The 16,513-nt window shown below is 70.8% G+C and carries 20 protein-coding genes; 8 read left to right on the top strand and 12 right to left on the bottom strand.

What is annotated here, in order from left to right:
* Positions 1–51: 51 nt before the first annotated feature.
* The 5 genes from dprA to ACTOWL_RS26775 all read right to left on the bottom strand — a co-directional run bounded on the left by dprA (position 52) and on the right by ACTOWL_RS26775 (position 4,464).
* Positions 52–1,191, bottom strand: a complete 1,140-nt coding sequence (dprA, locus tag ACTOWL_RS26795; protein WP_441324343.1) for a DNA-processing protein DprA — start codon at positions 1,189–1,191, stop codon at positions 52–54.
* Between the two features lie 53 nt (positions 1,192–1,244).
* Positions 1,245–1,898 carry a glycerol-3-phosphate 1-O-acyltransferase PlsY gene (gene plsY / locus ACTOWL_RS26790; RefSeq protein WP_441324342.1) on the bottom strand — a complete coding sequence of 218 codons (654 nt, stop codon included), beginning with the start codon at positions 1,896–1,898 and terminating at the stop codon, positions 1,245–1,247.
* 69 nt (positions 1,899–1,967) lie between these two features.
* Positions 1,968–3,197, bottom strand: a complete 1,230-nt coding sequence (locus tag ACTOWL_RS26785) for an MFS transporter (protein WP_441324341.1) — start codon at positions 3,195–3,197, stop codon at positions 1,968–1,970.
* A gap of 108 nt (positions 3,198–3,305) precedes the next feature.
* Positions 3,306–3,491 (bottom strand): DUF6726 family protein, encoded by a 186-nt coding sequence (locus tag ACTOWL_RS26780; RefSeq protein ID WP_441324340.1) that lies wholly within the window; start codon positions 3,489–3,491, stop codon positions 3,306–3,308.
* Positions 3,492–3,597: 106 nt separating this feature from the next.
* Positions 3,598–4,464 carry a dienelactone hydrolase family protein gene (locus ACTOWL_RS26775; protein ID WP_441324339.1) on the bottom strand — a complete coding sequence of 289 codons (867 nt, stop codon included), beginning with the start codon at positions 4,462–4,464 and terminating at the stop codon, positions 3,598–3,600.
* 218 nt (positions 4,465–4,682) lie between these two features.
* Here ACTOWL_RS26775 and ACTOWL_RS26770 point away from each other — a divergent pair, with 218 nt between their 5' ends.
* Positions 4,683–4,982: a hypothetical protein gene (locus ACTOWL_RS26770; RefSeq protein ID WP_441324338.1), complete on the top strand. Its 300-nt coding sequence runs from the start codon at positions 4,683–4,685 to the stop codon at positions 4,980–4,982.
* Positions 4,983–5,207: 225 nt separating this feature from the next.
* Here the strand turns inward: ACTOWL_RS26770 and ACTOWL_RS26765 are convergent, their stop codons facing one another.
* Entirely contained in the window at positions 5,208–5,786 is a 579-nt protein-coding gene (locus ACTOWL_RS26765) for a hypothetical protein (RefSeq protein WP_441324337.1), read from the bottom strand.
* Between the two features lie 111 nt (positions 5,787–5,897).
* Positions 5,898–7,106, bottom strand: coding sequence for a CaiB/BaiF CoA transferase family protein (locus ACTOWL_RS26760; RefSeq protein WP_441324336.1), 1,209 nt, complete (start codon positions 7,104–7,106; stop codon positions 5,898–5,900).
* A 186-nt stretch (positions 7,107–7,292) separates the two neighbouring features.
* On the opposite strand from ACTOWL_RS26760, the gene ACTOWL_RS26755 reads away from it, so the two are divergent.
* A complete protein-coding gene (locus tag ACTOWL_RS26755) occupies positions 7,293–8,891 on the top strand; it encodes a peptide ABC transporter substrate-binding protein (RefSeq protein ID WP_441324335.1) in 1,599 nt (532 codons plus the stop codon).
* 42 nt (positions 8,892–8,933) lie between these two features.
* Here the strand turns inward: ACTOWL_RS26755 and ACTOWL_RS26750 are convergent, their stop codons facing one another.
* The 4 genes from ACTOWL_RS26750 to ACTOWL_RS26735 all read right to left on the bottom strand — a co-directional run bounded on the left by ACTOWL_RS26750 (position 8,934) and on the right by ACTOWL_RS26735 (position 10,511).
* On the bottom strand, positions 8,934–9,143 hold the full coding sequence (locus ACTOWL_RS26750; RefSeq protein ID WP_441324334.1) for a DUF1127 domain-containing protein: 210 nt from the start codon (positions 9,141–9,143) through the stop codon (positions 8,934–8,936).
* Positions 9,144–9,146: 3 nt separating this feature from the next.
* Positions 9,147–9,296: a hypothetical protein gene (locus tag ACTOWL_RS26745; protein WP_441324333.1), complete on the bottom strand. Its 150-nt coding sequence runs from the start codon at positions 9,294–9,296 to the stop codon at positions 9,147–9,149.
* Between the two features lie 100 nt (positions 9,297–9,396).
* Positions 9,397–10,227, bottom strand: coding sequence for a helix-turn-helix domain-containing protein (locus tag ACTOWL_RS26740; RefSeq protein ID WP_441324332.1), 831 nt, complete (start codon positions 10,225–10,227; stop codon positions 9,397–9,399).
* 71 nt (positions 10,228–10,298) lie between these two features.
* Positions 10,299–10,511, bottom strand: a complete 213-nt coding sequence (locus tag ACTOWL_RS26735) for a DUF1127 domain-containing protein (RefSeq protein ID WP_441324331.1) — start codon at positions 10,509–10,511, stop codon at positions 10,299–10,301.
* Positions 10,512–10,639: 128 nt separating this feature from the next.
* Between ACTOWL_RS26735 and ACTOWL_RS26730 the strand changes: the two genes are divergently transcribed.
* Complete coding sequence (locus tag ACTOWL_RS26730) at positions 10,640–11,977, top strand: aminotransferase-like domain-containing protein (RefSeq protein WP_441324330.1); 1,338 nt, start codon at positions 10,640–10,642, stop codon at positions 11,975–11,977.
* Here ACTOWL_RS26730 and ruvX read toward each other — a convergent pair.
* Positions 11,974–12,453 carry a Holliday junction resolvase RuvX gene (ruvX, locus tag ACTOWL_RS26725; RefSeq protein WP_441324329.1) on the bottom strand — a complete coding sequence of 160 codons (480 nt, stop codon included), beginning with the start codon at positions 12,451–12,453 and terminating at the stop codon, positions 11,974–11,976. The two genes, ACTOWL_RS26730 and ruvX, sit on opposite strands and share 4 nt — an antisense overlap.
* Before the next feature lie 100 nt (positions 12,454–12,553).
* Here ruvX and gatC point away from each other — a divergent pair, with 100 nt between their 5' ends.
* The 5 genes from gatC (at position 12,554) to ACTOWL_RS26700 (ending at position 16,378) form a co-directional block, all read left to right on the top strand.
* The gene (gatC, locus tag ACTOWL_RS26720) at positions 12,554–12,841 is read left to right on the top strand and encodes an Asp-tRNA(Asn)/Glu-tRNA(Gln) amidotransferase subunit GatC (protein ID WP_088152847.1); all 288 of its coding nucleotides are present in this window, start codon (positions 12,554–12,556) and stop codon (positions 12,839–12,841) included.
* On the top strand, positions 12,841–14,316 hold the full coding sequence (gene gatA, locus ACTOWL_RS26715) for an Asp-tRNA(Asn)/Glu-tRNA(Gln) amidotransferase subunit GatA (RefSeq protein ID WP_441324328.1): 1,476 nt from the start codon (positions 12,841–12,843) through the stop codon (positions 14,314–14,316). Before gatC ends, gatA begins: the two co-directional genes overlap by 1 nt.
* A 2-nt stretch (positions 14,317–14,318) precedes the next feature.
* Positions 14,319–14,816, top strand: coding sequence for a GNAT family N-acetyltransferase (locus ACTOWL_RS26710; RefSeq protein WP_441324327.1), 498 nt, complete (start codon positions 14,319–14,321; stop codon positions 14,814–14,816).
* A gap of 109 nt (positions 14,817–14,925) precedes the next feature.
* A complete protein-coding gene (locus ACTOWL_RS26705) occupies positions 14,926–15,726 on the top strand; it encodes a class I SAM-dependent methyltransferase (RefSeq protein ID WP_441324326.1) in 801 nt (266 codons plus the stop codon).
* A gap of 85 nt (positions 15,727–15,811) precedes the next feature.
* A complete protein-coding gene (locus tag ACTOWL_RS26700; protein WP_441324325.1) occupies positions 15,812–16,378 on the top strand; it encodes an NADPH-dependent FMN reductase in 567 nt (188 codons plus the stop codon).
* The last annotated feature ends 135 nt before the right edge of the window (positions 16,379–16,513 follow it).

The raw sequence follows: 16,513 nt of genomic DNA, 5'->3' as shown, positions 1-16,513 counted from the left end.
GTCGCCGGAGGGCGGCGCCAGGAAAACCACGCGTCGCCTCAGGGCGTTGCGTCAAAGCAGACTGATCCGGTTGCCCGGCTGGCGCTCGATCCGGCCGGCGAGTTCGAGCTCCAGCAGCACGGTCAGCACCACCGGCGGAGACAATTGGCAATCGCGCAACAGTTCGTCAACCGCCGTCGGCGTCGGCGACAGCCGTTCCAGCACCTCGGCCATCGCCCGGGCGCGGTCGGCCTCGGCCCCTCCGCCGCCCTCCGGGAGGGAGGCGGAGGGGGAACGGGGCGCCGGCGGCGGCGGTTCCCGCAGCAACGGGGCGGAGACCTGCGGCGCCAGCGCCTCGAGCACATGCTCGGCCGATTCGACCAGAGTGGCGCCGCCGCGGATCAGCCGGTTGCAGCCCTGGGCGCGAGGGTCGAGCGGCGACCCCGGCACCGCCAGCACCTGCCGCCCCTGCTCGGCGGCCATGCGGGCGGTGATCAACGAGCCGGAGCGCAGCGCCGCCTCGATCACCACGACGCCGAGCGACAGGCCGGAGATCAGCCGGTTGCGGCGCGGGAAGTGGCGGGCGGTCGGCTGGGTGCCGATGGTGCATTCCGCCACCGCGAGCCCGGAGTCGGCAAGGCGGTCGTAAAGCCCGGCATTCTCCGGCGGATAGACGATGTCGAGGCCGCCGGCCAGCACCGCCAGCGTGCCGGTGGCGAAGGCGCCCTCATGCGCCGCGGTGTCGATGCCGCGGGCGAAGCCGGAAACCACGGTGAAGCCGGCCTCGCCCAACTGCCGCGCCATGTCATGGGCGAAGCGGCGGCCGTTGAGCGAGGCGTTGCGCGCCCCGACGATGCCGACCATCGGCCGGGCCGCCAGATCGCCGCGGCCGCGCAGCGACAGCACCGGCGGCGCATCCTCGATCGCGGCGAGAATCTCGGGATAGTCGGGCTCGCAGGCGGCGACGAGGCGGCCGCCGATCCGGGCCAGCGCCTCCAGCTCGCGCTTCGCCTCGGCCACCGAGGGCGGCTTCAGCGCGGCCCGCCGGCCGCCGCGGCGCGACAGCTCGGGCAGCGCCTCGATCGCGGCGCCGGCCGAGCCGTAGCGGTCGATCAGGGCATGGAAGGTGATGGGCCCGACGGCGTCGGTCCGGGCCAGGCGAAGCCAGTCCAGCCGTTCGGCTTCGCTCAGGGGGCGCCGGGGCGTCGTCATCCAGCCAGCTTCGCGGCTGGGCGGCGGCCGGGTCAACCGGGATCGCGCCGCGGTCAGCCTGCGGCTTGCGTTTTCTTCCGGCCGATCTTCGGCTCCTCGCCGCGCAGCAGCCGGCGGATGTTGCCGTCGTGGCGAATGAACACCAGCACCGCGATGAACAGGGCCAGGGCGGCGCGGGGCAGGTCGGTCCGGACCGAGCCGAGGATCGGCACGCCGGACAGCGCCCAGGCCAGCACCGGCGCCGCGGCGATCGCGGTCAGCGCGGCGAGGGACGAGTAGCGGAACAGAACGGCCATCACCAGCCAGATCAGGCAGCACAGCACGCCGACCGGCCACAGGATGGCGAGCAGGATGCCCAGCGCCGTGGCTACGCCCTTGCCGCCCTTGAAGCCGAGCCAGACCGGGAAAATGTGGCCCAGCATGGCGCCGCCGCCGGCGATGACGGCCAGCATCGGGTCGAACAGGCCGGCGACCATCACGGCGACGGCGCCCTTGCCGCCGTCCAGCAGCAGCGTCGCCAGGGCCAGGCCCTTGCTGCCGGTGCGCAGCACATTGGTGGCGCCGATGTTGCCGGAGCCGATGCTGCGGATGTCGCCCAGCCCGGCGGCCCGGGTCAGCACCAGGCCGAACGGGATCGAGCCGAGCAGGTAGCCCAGCACCGCCGCGGCGGCGAGCGCCCAGATCGAGGTGGGGTCGAATGAGGACATGAGCGAATCCGTTCCTGCGCCGCGACCATCATGGCGATTTTCCCAGCCGGGGGAACGGCGATGTCGGGGCTAGGCGGCGTGGTTCAGGTGGCGGATCCGGCGCAGCTGCGGGAACCAGGTCGACCACAGCCCGGCCACCGCCATGGTGCCGAGGCCGCCGACCACCACCGCCGGCACCACGCCGATCAGCGACGCCGAGATGCCGGAGCGGAACTCGCCGAGCTCGTTCGAGGCGCCGACGAAGACCATGTTCACCGCATTCACCCGGCCGCGCAGCGAATCCGGCGTCCACAGCTGGATCAGGGTCTCGCGGATATAGACGCTGACCATGTCGAAGGCGCCCATCAGGATCAGCGCCACGATCGACAGCCAGGGCAGGGTCGAGGCGCCGAAGACGCAGGTGAAGGCACCGAAGCCGGCGACGCAGGCGAACATGATCAGCCCGGCCTGGTCCTCGATCGGCCGCCGGGCCAGCCAGACCGCCACCACCAGCGCGCCGATGCCGGGTCCGGCCCGCAGCAGGCCGAGGCCCCAGGGGCCGACCTCGAGGATGTCGCGGGCAAAGACCGGCATCAGCGCGGTGGCGCCGCCCAGCAGCACGGCGAAGAGGTCGAGCGAGATCGCGCCCAGCACCACCTTCTCGCCCCAGATGTAGCGGAAGCCGGCCCCCAGGCTCTCCCAGCTCGCCGGCTCCGGCACCGTCTTCTGCGCCGGCTTCGGGATCAGCGTCACCAGCCCGATCGAGGCCGCCATCAGCACCGCGGCGAGGGCGTAGGGCACCTCCGGCGCCAGGCCGTAGAGCAGGCCGCCGATCACCGGGCCGCTGATGGTGGCGATCTGCCAGGAGGAGGAGTTCCAGGCGATCGCGGTCGACAGCTCCGCCGGCGGCACCAGGTTGGGCAGCAGCGACTGCACCGCGGGACCGAGGAAGGCGCGGGCGATGCCGAAGCCCGCGAGGACCAGGAAGATCGGCCAGACCCGATGGTCGCCGCCGAGGGTCAGGGCCAGCAGCGCCAGGGCGCACAGGATCTCCGCGCCGATGCAGATGGCCATGATCCGGCGCCGGTTGTAGCGGTCGGCCGCGGCGCCGGTGACCAGCACCAGCAGCAGCGACGGCAGGAACTGCACCAGCCCGACCAGGCCGAGGTCGAACGGGTCGCGGGTCAGGTCGTAGACCTGCCAGCCGACGGCGACGCTGATGAACTGCACCGCGAAGGTCGCGATCAGGCGGGCGGTCCAGTAATAGGCGAAGCCGCGGTGGCGGAAGATGCTTTCGGTGGTCGAAGGGTCGGCGGTCATCGGCGGCGCTTGGGAGAGGGGCGCCGACCATAGCCGGTGATGGCGGCCCACGAAACCCGGATCGCCGGGATGGCTGCCCGGCGATCCGGCCGAGTCGCCGGCGCGCCGTCAGTCGATGGCGTCGCCGGTGGCGTCGAACGGGGCGGCGACCGGATGGCCGACGATCGGCACCGCCTTGACCACGGCGCCGGTGACGCGGAACGGCGCGGCGACGACGCCGCAGCCGGCCAGGGCGACGGCCGCGGCGGCCAGCACCAGCCAGCGGGACGGTCGGCGGTAAGCGCGGGTCATCATCTTTCGTCCTTCGTCTGCTTCCGGGATAGGAACGGCGTCGGTGCCTGCATCATAACACTCCCGGCGCGGCGATGGGCCCGGCTGGCCCCCGCGGTGTCCAGCCGGGTCAGAGCCCGTGCGCCCGGAACCAGGCCTGCAGCCGCTTCCAGCCATCCTCGGCCGGGCCTTGGCGATAGCTCGGCCGGTAGTCGGCGTTGAAGGCGTGCGGCGTGTCCGGATAGACCACGAATTCGACGGTCTTGCCGGCCGCCTTGGCCGCCGCCTCCATCTGCTTGAGCGTGTCGACCGGGATGCCGGTGTCGGCGCCGCCATACAGGCCCAGCACCGGGGCGTGCAGATCGGCCACCAGGTCGATCGGGTTCTTCGGCTGCAGCGGGGTGGGGTCGCCGACCACCTTGCCGTACCAGGCGACGCCGGCCTTCAGGGCCGGGTTGTGCTCGGCATAGAGCCAGACGATCCGGCCGCCCCAGCAGAAGCCGGTGATGCCCAGCCGGGCGGCGTCGCCGCCGTCGGTGGCGGCGAAGGCGGCGGTGGCGTCGAGGTCGGACAGCACCTGCTGGTCCGGCACCTTGGACACGATGGTCGAGATCAGCTGGTTGATATCGCTGATCTTGCTGGCGTCGCCCTGCCGGGCATAGAGCTCGGTGGCGATCGCGTAGTAGCCGATCTTGGCCAGGCGGCGGCAGATGTCCTTGATGTGCTCGTGCACGCCGAAGATCTCCTGCACCACCAGGATCACCGGCGCCGGGCCGCCGGCCTTGGGCTTGGCGCGATAGGCCGGGATCCGGCCGTCCTGGACCGGCACCTGCACCTCGCCGGCGTCCAGCCCCTCGGTGTCGGTGGCGATGGCCGCGGCCGAGACCGGCTGGGTGGCGAGCGCGAAGCCCGCGATCAGCGAGGTCATGGCGAAGCCGCGGCGGGTCAGGTCGGCGGCATGGCGGAGGCTCGAAATGTCGGAATCGAAGCTGGTCATGGAGCGCCCCTTCGTGGTCGGCGGCGGCAGACGGAGATGCGCTGCGGCCCGCTCGCGGACGATAGGGAAGCGCCGGGGCGCCTGTCGACCGCGGCATCGCCGCAGCCGATGCGGTCGGACGATCACTTGACGGGGACGGGCCGAGTTAGCCGGGGCTGCAAGTTTACCGAGAGTTTATCCGCCTTACCAAGAATTAAGATGCTCCGGAGGGGCGATTCATGGCGTTCTCTTGCTGCGCGGCACTGTCGGATGTGCCGTTTCAACACGGCTCCCGGGAGCGCAAGACTATGCGGAAACTTATCCTCGCCGGCATCATGACGTTGGCCCTGCCCGTCGCCGCCTTCGCCCAGACGTCGGGCACGACGGATGCCACCACCACGCCGGCGGCGACCGCCCACAAGACAACCCATCACACGGCGCATCGCCGTGCGCACACCACCAAGCATGCCAAGAAGCATGCCCAGGCCAAGAAGACGAGCTCGACGATGGCGGCGCCGTCGTCCACCCCCGTGAACTGATCGCTTCTCTCCCCCTTCCAGCGATCGTTCATGAAACCCCGGCGTCGGGCCTCGGCGCCGGGGTTCTTTTTATTCAGCAAGACAAACTCGACGACGGCGACGCCGTCGTCCAACCCTGTGGACTGATCGCCTCTCTCCCCCTTCCGGCGATCATTCACGAAACCCCGGCGTCGGGCCTCGACGCCGGGGTTCTTTTTATTCAGCGAGTGGAGAGGGGCGCCCGCCTCAGCGGATGCTCGCGGCCAGCAGCTGGTTGCGCACCTCGACATGCGGATAGCCGGTCACGGTGGCGGAGCGACCGATATGGCCGGGCTGGCCGCCCGGCACCACGACGGTCCAGGCCTCGGTCGGGGTCTGCAGGCGGAACGAGGTGACGCCGCCCAGATGGCTGACGCCGTCGACACGGCCGGTCACCGTGATCGGCGTGTTGGTGGCGTATTCGCGCGGATCGCCCGGCGCCGGCCCGCCCGGCATCGCCGTGACCGGCGGGTGGCGCGGCTGCACACCGCCATGCACGATATAGGGCTGCTCCATCCGGGTGTTGGGGTCGACCGGATAGGCCGTCACCGGCTCGGCCATCACGGGAGGCGGCGGCGGGGCGACGACCACCGGGGCCGGCCGCACGATCGCCATCGGTGCCGGCTTCACGATCACCGGCGTCGGCACCGGGGTGACCATCGTCGGCACGGGGGTGATGACCGTCGGGGCCGGGGCCGGTACGATCACGGTCTGGGCCATGGCCGGCGCTGCGATCAGCAGCGCGGCCAGGGCGGCGGCAGACGCCGCATGGACAGTCTTGGCCATGTCTCTGTTCTCCGTTTTCACGGCGCCAGGTCACGACGAACCCGTGGCGCGACGCAGCCCGATCCTGGGCGCGCACGCCTCGCCGGCGCATGACGCCAGCCTCTCTTCCCCTTAATAACACTTGGCATCCGGATTCGGTTCACCGAGCCAGTCGCGCAGCACCGATTCGCCGTCGGCGCCGCAGGCCGGCGGGGCGTGGCGATAGCTGACCGGCGTCTCCGACAGCCGGATCGGGCTGCCGATCAGGGCGACCGGTTCCGGCGCCAGCGGATGCGGCATCTCGATCCGCATGCCGCGGGCCACGACCTGCGGGTCGGCGAAGACCTGGTCGATGGTGTTGATCGGGCCGCAGGGCACCTGCCGGGCCTCCAGCGCCGCGAGCCAGAAGCCGCGTGGCTTCCCGGCGATCAGCCCGGCGATGATCGGCACCAGCACCTCGCGGTTGCGCACCCGCCCCTGGTTGGTGGCGAAGCGCGGATCGGCCGCCAGCTCCGGCCGGCCGGCGACGTCGCAGAACTTGGCGAATTGCGAATCGTTGCCGACCGCCAGGATCAGGTACTCGTCCGCCGACCGGAACGCCTGGTAGGGTACGATGGTCGGATGGCCGTTGCCGGTGCGCGGCGTCGGCACGCCCGAGGTCAGATAGTACTGGCCGGCATTGGACAGCCAGGCCACCTGGGTGTCGAGCAGCGCCAGGTCGACCAGTTGGCCGCGCCCGGTGCGGCGGCGGTGGTCGAGCGCGGCGAGGATGCCGATGGTGGCGTAGGTGCCGGTCATCAGGTCGGCGATGGCGACGCCGACCTTCATCGGCTCGCCGTCGACCGGGCCGGTCAGGCTCATGATCCCGCCCATGGCCTGGATCAGGTAGTCGTAGCCGGCGCGCGCGGCATAGGGGCCGGTCTGGCCGAAGCCGGTGATCGAGCAGTAGACCAGCGCCGGGAATTCGTCCTTCAAATCGTCATAGCCGAGGCCGTAGCGGGCGAGGTCGCCGAGCTTGTAGTTCTCGACCAGCACGTCGGCCTCGGCCACCAGCCGGCGCAGCAGGGCGCGGCCCTCGCCTTCCGTGAAGTCGATGGCGATCGAGCGCTTGTTGCGGTTGGCGCTGAGATAGTAGGCGCTCTCGGTGGTGTCGGCGCCGTCTGCATCCTGCAGAAAGGGCGGGCCCCATTTCCGCGTGTCGTCGCCGACGCCCGGCCGCTCCACCTTGACCACGTCGGCGCCGAGGTCGCCCAGGATCTGGGTGGCGCTGGGGCCGGCCAGGACGCGGGTCAGGTCGAGCACCTTGAGGCCGGCCAGGGCGCCGGCGGGGCTGTCGGTCATGTCTTGAACCTTCTTCTTTGCTCCGCCCTGGTTAGCCCAGGCGGGGCGGGGCCGCAATCGGCCCGGACCTCTCGAGGGATCATGACCCCAGGTTAAGACCTTCCTCCTTTTTGGCAGGGGCGCTACGGTGGTCTAGGCCATAGCCTTGGCGCCGGAAAAAAGGCAGCCACAACAGGGGGCAACCCAATGCAAGGCTTCTCCAGGGTTCTCGTCCGCGGCCTGCTGGCGGCGGCGCTGCTGGGCGGGATGTCGCAGATCGCGACGGCCGAGATGGTGCTGAACGCCGGCAACAGCCAGGAGCCGGAATCGCTCGACATCCACAAATCCTCGGGCGTCAGCGAGGCGAACGTCCAGAACGACCTGTTCGAGGGTCTGCTGACCCAAGACGCCAAGGCGCAGCCGATCCCCGGCGCGGCCGAGAGCTGGACCGTCTCCGACGACGGCAAGACCTACACCTTCAAGCTGCGCGCCGACGGCAAATGGTCGGACGGCACGCCGGTGACGGCGGGCGACTTCGTCTTCGCCTGGGAGCGCCTGCTGGACCAGAAGACGGCCAGCCCCTACGGCTACTTCATCGACCAGGTGGTCAACGCCAGGGACATCCGCCTGGGCACCAAGCCGGCCGACACGCTGGGGGTGAAGGCGGTCGACGACCACACCTTCGAGGTCACGCTGGTGGGTCCGACGCCGTATTTCCTGTCGACCCTGACCCATCACGCCACCTTCCCGCTCAGCCGCGCCAATCTCGAGAAGTTCGGCGATGAATGGGTCAAGCCGGGCAACATGGTGTCGAACGGCGCCTACATGCTGGCCGAGGCGGTGCCGCAATCGCATGTGAAGCTGGCCAAGAACCCCGAGTTCCACGACGCCGCCGACGTCAAGATCGACACCGTCAACTACTTCGTGACCGAGGATGTCGACGGCGAGCTGCAGCGCTTCAAGGCCGGCGAGCTCGACTACACCTACACCCTGCCGAACCAGCAGATCCCCGAGCTGAGGCAGACCATGGCCGACGAGGTGCGGATCGTCCCCTATATCGGCACCTACTACTACACGGTCAACCTGACCCACGAGCCCTGGAAGAGCCATCCGGAGCTGCGCCACGCCCTGTCGCTGGCGATCGACCGCGACGTGATGGTCAGCAAGATCACCCAGGGCGGCGAGCTGCCGGCCTACACCTTCGTGCCGCCGGGGATGAGCAACTTCGCCACCTGGACGCCGAAGGAGGCCGGGGAGACCCAGGCCCAGCGCGACGCCGAGGCCAAGGCGCTGTTCGCCAAGGCCGGCTACGGCCCGGACAAGCCGCTCGAGGTCGAGATCGCCTACAACACCTCCGAGAACCACAAGAAGATCGCCGTCGCCATCGGCGCGATGTGGAAGCAGAAGCTCGGCGTCGACACCACCCTGACCAATCTCGAATGGGGCACGATGCAGAGCGCGCTGCGCAAGAAGGAGTACAAGGATATCGGCCGCACCTCCTGGATCGGCGATTTCGACGATCCCAGCAACTTCCTCGACCTGTTCCGCAGCACCGCCGGCGAGCAGAACTACCCGGCCTATGCCAGCCCGGACTACGACAAGCTGATGGATGCGGCGGTGGTCGAGGCCGACCTGGCCAAGCGCGGCCAGACCCTGGCCCAGGCCGAGCAGCTGTTCCTGGCCGAGCAGGCGATCATCCCGATCTACTACTACACCAGCAAGCGGATGCTCTCGACCAAGGTGAAGGGCTGGCAGGACAACGTCCTCGACAACCATCTCAGCCGCTGGCTCTCGGTCGAACGGTAGGTTTCGTGGGTTGGGTTCGCCGCGGCGAACCCAACCCACGAACTATCCTCTCCAGAACGGCCTGAGCGCCTCGCGGTCGGCGGCGCAGCGCTCGAGGCCGAGGTCGCGCAGCTCGTGGTCGCTCAGCGTCCACAGCCGGGGGCGGGTGCGGGACCGGCGCAGCCACAGCGCGATCCGGTGCAGGAAGGGGCGGGCGAAGCCGGCCGGGTTGGCTCGGTGCGGTCTCGCTGCGGTCGCCGGCCGGGAGCGCATCGGTCACTCCCCGCCCGCGGTCGAGGCGTCGGCTTCGCGCAGCGCCCGGGCGCAGTCGTCGCAGCACACCTCCACCGTCTGGCCGCCGATCGTCACCTTGATGGTCTCGGCGTCGAGCTCGCAGTCGCACGCGGCACAGGTTCTCTCGCTCATGAAGACTCTCCTTCTCCGCCCGCTGTCCGGGCCAGGGAAGGGGAGCATTTCGGGCGGCCAGCCCGCTGTCGGATTCTTTAGGAACTTATGGCAGGGCCGGTCAGCGCAGGCGGACCGAGCGCTGGAACTCCGCCGGGGTGCGGCCATAGGCCTGGCGGAAGGCGGCGCTGAAATGGCTGTGGCTGGAGAAGCCGAGATCGAGGCCGAGCGCGGTCAGGTCGTCGTATCGGCCCAGCAGGTCCAGCGCCCGCGCCAGCCGCAGGCGCAGCTGGTAGCGGTACAGCGGGATGCCCTCGACCTGCCGGAACACCTGGGTCAGGTAGACCGGCGAGACGCCGACCTCGGTCGCGATCTCGGCCAGGGTCCAGCGCCGCGCCAGGTCGGCGGACAGCGCCAGCTTGGCCCGGTCGACCAGCTTCTGCAGGCCGCGGCTGGCCTCGGCCTGGTGCGAGGTGCGCTCGCCGATGGCGCGCCGCACCAGGGTCAGCGCCAGGGTTTCCGCCTCCAGCGTCTCGGCGGCGCCTCGCCTCAGGCTGTGCCGCAGCAGCGCCACCAGCGCCTGGCTGCGCGCGTCGATGCGCAGCCGATGCGGGCGGAACGCGGCCACCGCGCCGTCATGCAGAAGCTCCGCCGGCGCCAGCTCGCGCAGCAGCGCGTCGTCGACCACCAGGTCCAGGCAGGCATCGCCGCCCGCCACCGGATGGCTGACCTGGTAGCCCTCCGCCGGGTTGAAGAACACCACCTGGTTGGCCTCGGCCACCGCGTCGTCGGCACCGAGATGGCGGACGAAGACGCCGCGATAGGGGAACACCAGATGGGTGAAGCGGGCGCATTCCTCGGCGCTGCGGTGCCGGCACGCGCCGCTGCAGGCGACGTCGCGGATGGCGACGATCTCGGTCTGCAGCAGGGTTTCGGCCGAGATGTCGGTCATCGGGCTGCCGCCTCCGGCAGGGCAGGGGCTCGTCGCCCGCCATACCCTGCCGGGCCGCTGTCAGGCGAGGCTCAGCCGCGCCAGAACGGTTTCGCCGCCTCGACCGCAGCGTCGCCGCGGTCGAGGCCGAGGTCGCGCAGCTCGTGGTCGCTCAGCGCGTCGAGCTGGCGTCGGGTCCGCGCGCGCCGCAGCCACAGGCCGAAGATCTGCCCAAGCCCGGCGAACGCCACGGGATGGGACAGGACGGAGCGGGGAACGCGGCGCTCGACAACGCGCGTCGACATGGAAGGTCTCCTGTTGGCCCGCAGCCGGCGGGGGCCCATGCCCGGGCCGCAATTGCGGGGTTGCATTCTTAGATTGATCCGAGCATGATATCGGTGCAATCGCTGTATTGCACTCGGAGCAATTTAGCATGCTGGACGATTTCCGCTCCATCGCCGACGCCGTGGCCGGCGAGATCGCCTCGGGGCAATTGCGCCCGGGCGACCGGCTGCCGCCGCAGCGCGACTTCGCCTATCGCCGCGGCATCGCCGCCTCCACCGCCGCCCGGGTCTATGCCGAGCTGACCCGGCGCGGGCTGGTGTCGGGCGAGGTCGGGCGCGGCACCTTCGTCCGCGCCGCGGCGCCGGTGCCGGCCTCGGTGCTGGCCGAGCCCTGGCAAGCGCCGATCAACCTCGAATCCAGCTTCCCGATCCTGCCCGGCCAGCCGGCGGTCCTGGCGCAGGGGCTGCAGGCGCTGCTGCGGCCGGACGCGCTGGGCCTGGCGCTGCGGCCGGTGCCGGCGGCCGGCACCCCGGCGGCGCGGGCGGTGGCGGCCGCGTTCCTGGCCGAGCCCGGCTGGTCGCCGGAGCCGGCGCGGATTCTGTTCACCGGCAACGGCCGGCAGGCGATCGCGGCGGCGCTGTCGGCGCTGGCGCCGGTCGGCGGCCGGGTCGGGGTCGAGGCGCTGACCTATCCGGTGATCAAGGGCGTCGCCGCCCGGCTCGGCATCGCGCTGGTGCCGATCGCCATGGACGCCGAGGGGCTGCGGCCGGATGCGCTGGAGGCGGCGCACCACGCCGCGCCGCTGCGCGGGGTCTATCTGCAGCCGGTGCTGCACAACCCGCTCGGCATGTCGATGCCGCCGGGCCGGCGGGCGGATCTGGCGGCGCTGCTGCAGCGGCTCGACCTGGTCGCGATCGAAGACCGGGTGTACGGCTTCCTGGCCGACGAGGCGCCGGTGGCGGCGCTGGCGCCGGAGCATGCGATCGTGATCGACAGCCTGTCCAAGCGCCTCGCGCCCGGCCTGACCCTGGGATTCGCGGTGTCGCCGCGCGCTTTGGTCGAGCGCATGGTGGCGGCGATCCGCTCCGGCCCCTGGAGCCCGGGCGGCCTGGCGCTGGAGGCGGCGTCGCGCTGGATGGCGGACGGCACGGTGGCGACGCTGGTGGCGGAGAAGCGGCAGGACGCCCGCACCCGGCAGGCGATCGCCCGCCAGGCGCTGGACGGGCTGAAGATCCAGGGCGACCCGCGCGCCTACCATCTCTGGCTCGAGCTGCCGGAAGGTTGGCGGGCGGAGGCCTTCGCCGCCGCCGCCGCCCGCAGGGGCATCTCCCTGACCCCCGGCCCGGCCTATGCCGCGGGGCCGGGTCATGCGCCGGCGGCGGTGCGGTTGGCACTGGCCTCGCCGCCGCCCGAGGTGCTGCGCGAGGCGCTGGAGACGCTGGCCCGGCTGGCACGGGCCGAGCCCGACCAGATCGCGGTGGATTAGAGGGGGGGCGGCGTCTCGAACCGCAGCGCGTCCAGCGCGCCCTGCAGGATCCAGGCGGCCGCCGCGGTGTCCACCGCCTTGGCGCGCTTCTTCCGGGTGACGTCGAACTCGATCATCTGGCGCTGCACCGCCATGGTCGACAGCCGCTCGTCCCAGAAGGCGATCGGCAGCTCGCGCAGCTTCAAGAGGTCCTTGGCGAAGGCGCGCACCGACTGGCAGCGCGGCCCCTCGCTGCCGTCCATGTTGACCGGCAGGCCGATCACCAGCCCGGCGACGCCGCGGTCGTCGACGATGCGCAGCAGCTCCTGCGCGTCCGGCGTGAACTTGGTGCGGCGGATGGTGCCGATCGGCGAGGCCAGCGACAGGCCGGGATCGGACACCGCCATGCCGATGGTCTTTTCCCCGAGATCCAGGCCGATCAGCCGCCCGCCGAGGGGTAGCAGGGGCTTCAGGTCGCGAAGATTGCAGACCGCCATATCGGGTGATACCTTCCGCGCCGTTTTCCGATGGCCTTCCCCGCGGTTCCGGCCCCATGCCGGCCCGGTTCGGCCTCCGATCCCCGGAGATGACTACGACATGTCGCTCGACAGAGCCACCGTCGCGAAAATCGCGCATCTGGCCCGTATCCGCCTCGACGAGGCGGAGCTCGATTCCATGACCGGCGAATTGTCCGGCATCCTGGACTTCGTGGAGCAACTGGCCGAGGTGAACACCGACGGGGTCGAGCCGATGACCAGCGTGGCCCAGCAGGGGCTGCGGCGCCGGGCGGACGAGGTCACCGACGGCGGTTATCCCGAGAAGGTGCTGGCCAACGCGCCCTCGGCCAAGGCCGGGTTCTTCACCGTGCCGAAGGTGGTCGAGTGATGGCGAAGCCGACGCATCTGACCCTGGCCGGCGCGCGCGACGCGCTGAAGAGCCGCGAGATCTCCTCGGTCGAGCTGACCACGGCGCATGTCGCCGCGATGGAGAGCCTGCGCGGCCTCAACGCCTTCGTCACCGAGACGCCGGAGAAGGCCATCGCGATGGCCAAGGCTTCCGACGCCAAGCTCGCTCGCGGCGAGGGCGGCCCGCTGGAAGGCCTGCCGATCGCCATTAAAGACCTGTTCTGCACCGAAGGGGTGCGCACCACGGCCGGCAGCAACATCCTCGGCAATTTCGTGCCGCCCTATGAATCGACCGTCACCAGCCATCTGTGGCGCGACGGCGCGGTGATGCTGGGCAAGCTGAACATGGACGAGTTCGCCATGGGCTCGGCCAACATCACCTCGGCCTTCGGCAATGTCGAGAACCCCTGGCGGCGGCAGGATGGCAGCAACGCCAAGCTGGTGCCGGGCGGGTCCTCCGGCGGCTCGGCGGCCTCGGTCGCGGCGCGCATGACGCTGGCGGCGACCGGCACCGACACCGGCGGGTCGATCCGCCAGCCGGCCGCCTTCACCGGCATCGTCGGCATCAAGCCGACCTATGGTCGCTGCTCGCGCTGGGGCGTGGTCGCCTTCGCCTCCTCGCTCGACCAGGCCGGGCCGATGGCGCGGACCGTGCGGGACGCGGCGATCATGCTGCGCTCGATGGCCGGCTTCGACCCGAAGGATTCGACCAGCGTCGACTTGGGCGTGCCGGATTTCGAGGCAGCGCTGACCGGAGACATCCGCGGCCTCAAGGTCGGCATCCCGAAGGAATACCGGGTCGACGGCATGCCGGCCGAAATCGAGCGCGTCTGGCAGCAGGGCGCCGAGTGGCTGCGCGCGGCGGGGGCGGAGATCGTCGAGGTCTCACTGCCGCACACGAAGTATGCGCTGCCGACCTACTACATCGTCGCCCCGGCCGAGGCCTCGTCCAACCTGGCACGCTATGACGGCGTGCGCTACGGCCTGCGCGAGACCGGCAACAGCCTGAACGAGCTGTACGAGAACACCCGCGCCGCCGGCTTCGGCCGCGAGGTGAAGCGCCGGGTGATGATCGGCACCTATGTGCTGTCGGCCGGCTATTACGACGCCTACTACACCAAGGCGCAGAAGCTGCGGACGCTGATCGCCCGCGACTTCACCGAGGCCTACCAGCGCTGCGACGTGATCCTGACGCCGACCGCGCCAAGCACCGCCTTCGCCATCGGCGAGAAGCAGGACGACCCGATCGCGATGTATCTCAACGACGTGTTCACCGTGCCGGCCTCGCTGGCCGGGCTGCCGGGCCTGTCGGTGCCGGCCGGCCTCGGCGACGACGGGCTGCCGCTCGGGCTGCAGCTGCTCGGCCGGCCGTTCGACGAGGAGACGCTGCTGCGCGTCGCCGAAGTGATGGAGCAGGCGGCCGGCTTCACCGCCCTGCCGCAGACCATTTCCTGATCATGACGGGCTTCGTCATTCGCCGGCTTGGCCCTGCGGATGCCGCGGCCTATCGCGAGATCCGGCTGGAGGGGCTGGAGCGCCATCCAGAGGCGTTCGGCTCCACTTATGAGACCGAAGCCGGGCTGTCGCTGGAGGACTTCGCCCGGCGCGTGGCCGAGGTGCCGACCTTCGCCGCCGAACGCGACGGCCGGCCGCTCGGCCTCGCCGGGCTGGCCCTGGAGAAGACAATCAAGCGCCGGCATCGCGGCACGCTGGTCCGGATGTATGTCCGGCCCGAGGCACGTGGCAGCGGCGCCGCCGACGCGCTGGTCGAGGCGGTGCTGGACCATGCCCGGGCCGAGGGGCTCGACGCGGTGCTGCTGGCCGTGATCACCGAGGCCGAGCCGGCGCGCCGCCTCTATGAGCGGCACGGCTTCAAGGTCTACGGGGTCGAGCCGGGCGCGCTGCGGATCGGCGACCGCGCCTATGACGACGAGCTGCGCATCCGCTTCCTCTGAGCCGCGGCGCCGCGCGGCGCTCCGTCGTCTTCGGATGGTCATCGAATCCTGCTATGCCGGATACGAGGCGCGGGGAAGGGGGCGCCGGCACAGCCCAGGAGGCCGGTCCATGACCACGATTCCCTATATGCCGCGGCGGTTCCGCACCGCGGCCGCCCATTACCTGCAGGGCCGCGCGGCCTATGCCGCTGGCCTGTTCCCCCGGATCGCTCGGGTCTGCGGCCTCGGCGCCGATCATCGGGTGATGGATCTCGGCTGCGGGCCGGGGCAGATCGCGGCAGCGCTGGCGCCCTTCGCCGGCGAGGTCATCGGCATCGATCCGGAGCCGGAGATGCTGGCGGTGGCGGCGGAGACGGCGGAGCGGGCCGGCGTCCGGGTCACCTGGCACCAGGGCAGCTCCTTTGATCTGGGGCCGCAATTTGGCCGCTTCCGGCTGGTGACGATGGGCCGCTCCTTCCATTGGATGGACCGGGCCGAGACGCTGCGCCGGCTCGACGGGATGATCGACCCCGAGGGCGCCGTGGTGCTGATCCATGACGACCATCCGAAGGTGCCGGACAACCGCTGGGCGAAGCCGTTCCGCGAGCTGATCGAGCGCTACGCCGGAGGCGACAGCGCCCGGGCGATGCTGCGGTCTTCGGAGTGGGTCAGCCACACGGCGGTGCTGCTCGACTCGCCGTTCAGCCGGCTGGAGGAGGTGGCGGTGATCGAGCGGCGGCGAATCCCGACCGAGACGCTGATCGACCGCGCTTTGTCGATGTCCGGCACCGCGCCGGAGCGGATCGGCGACCGGGTCGAGGCACTGATCGCCGAGATCGAGGGGCTGATGGCGGAGTTCGAGAGCGACGGCATGGTGACCGAGGTCGTCACCTCCTCGGCCCTGATCGCCCGCCGGCCGGAGACCGACTGACGCAGGCCTGCGCGCTTGCACCGACGTCCTGGCCGCCGCAAAGATCGCCATTCCCTTCCAACCCGCGTCGCAACCGGAGACTGCCGTGCCCTTGAAGCTCCACACCGTGATCTGCAGCACCCGGCCGACCCGGATCGGACCGGTGGTCGCCTCCTGGTTCCAGGAGATCGCCGCCGGCCACGGCCAATTCGATGCCACGCTGGTCGACCTCAAGGATTTCGACCTGCCGGTGTTCGACGAGCCGGAGCACCCGCGGCTGCAGCGCTATGTGCACGAGCACACCAGGCGGTGGGCCGCCAGCGTCAGCGCCGCCGACGCCTTCGTCTTCGTCACGCCGGAGTACAATTTCGGCCCGCCGCCGGCGCTGCTGAACGCGCTGAACTTCCTGTACCTGGAATGGAACTACAAACCGGCCGGCTTCGTCAGCTATGGCGGCGCGTCGGGCGGGCTGCGCTCGGTCCAGGTCGAGAAGCTGACCCTGACCACGCTGAAGGTGGTGCCGCTGACCGAGGCGGTGGCGATCCCGATGGCCTGGAATGCCGTGGCCGACGGCAAGCTCACCGTCCCCGAGGCCCAGGCCAAGGCCGCGACCGCGATGCTGGACGAGCTGGCCCGCTGGGCCGAGGCGCTGAAGCCGTTGCGGGCGAAGTAAGCTTTTCACTGTCATGCCCGGGCTCACATGGGGAGTTTGGTGTCAAGCGGGTGAAGAGGCTACGGCATGGTGTGTCGCCCTGGTTGAGAGGATTAGGGAGTCCGGAAGGCAGGCCTGAGCCGTGTTGGGGAGACG

It is taken from the genome of Inquilinus sp. CA228, from assembly GCF_052078665.1.
GTDB lineage: Bacteria > Pseudomonadota > Alphaproteobacteria > DSM-16000 > Inquilinaceae > Inquilinus.
This window is presented reverse-complemented; position numbering and strand designations above follow the sequence as displayed.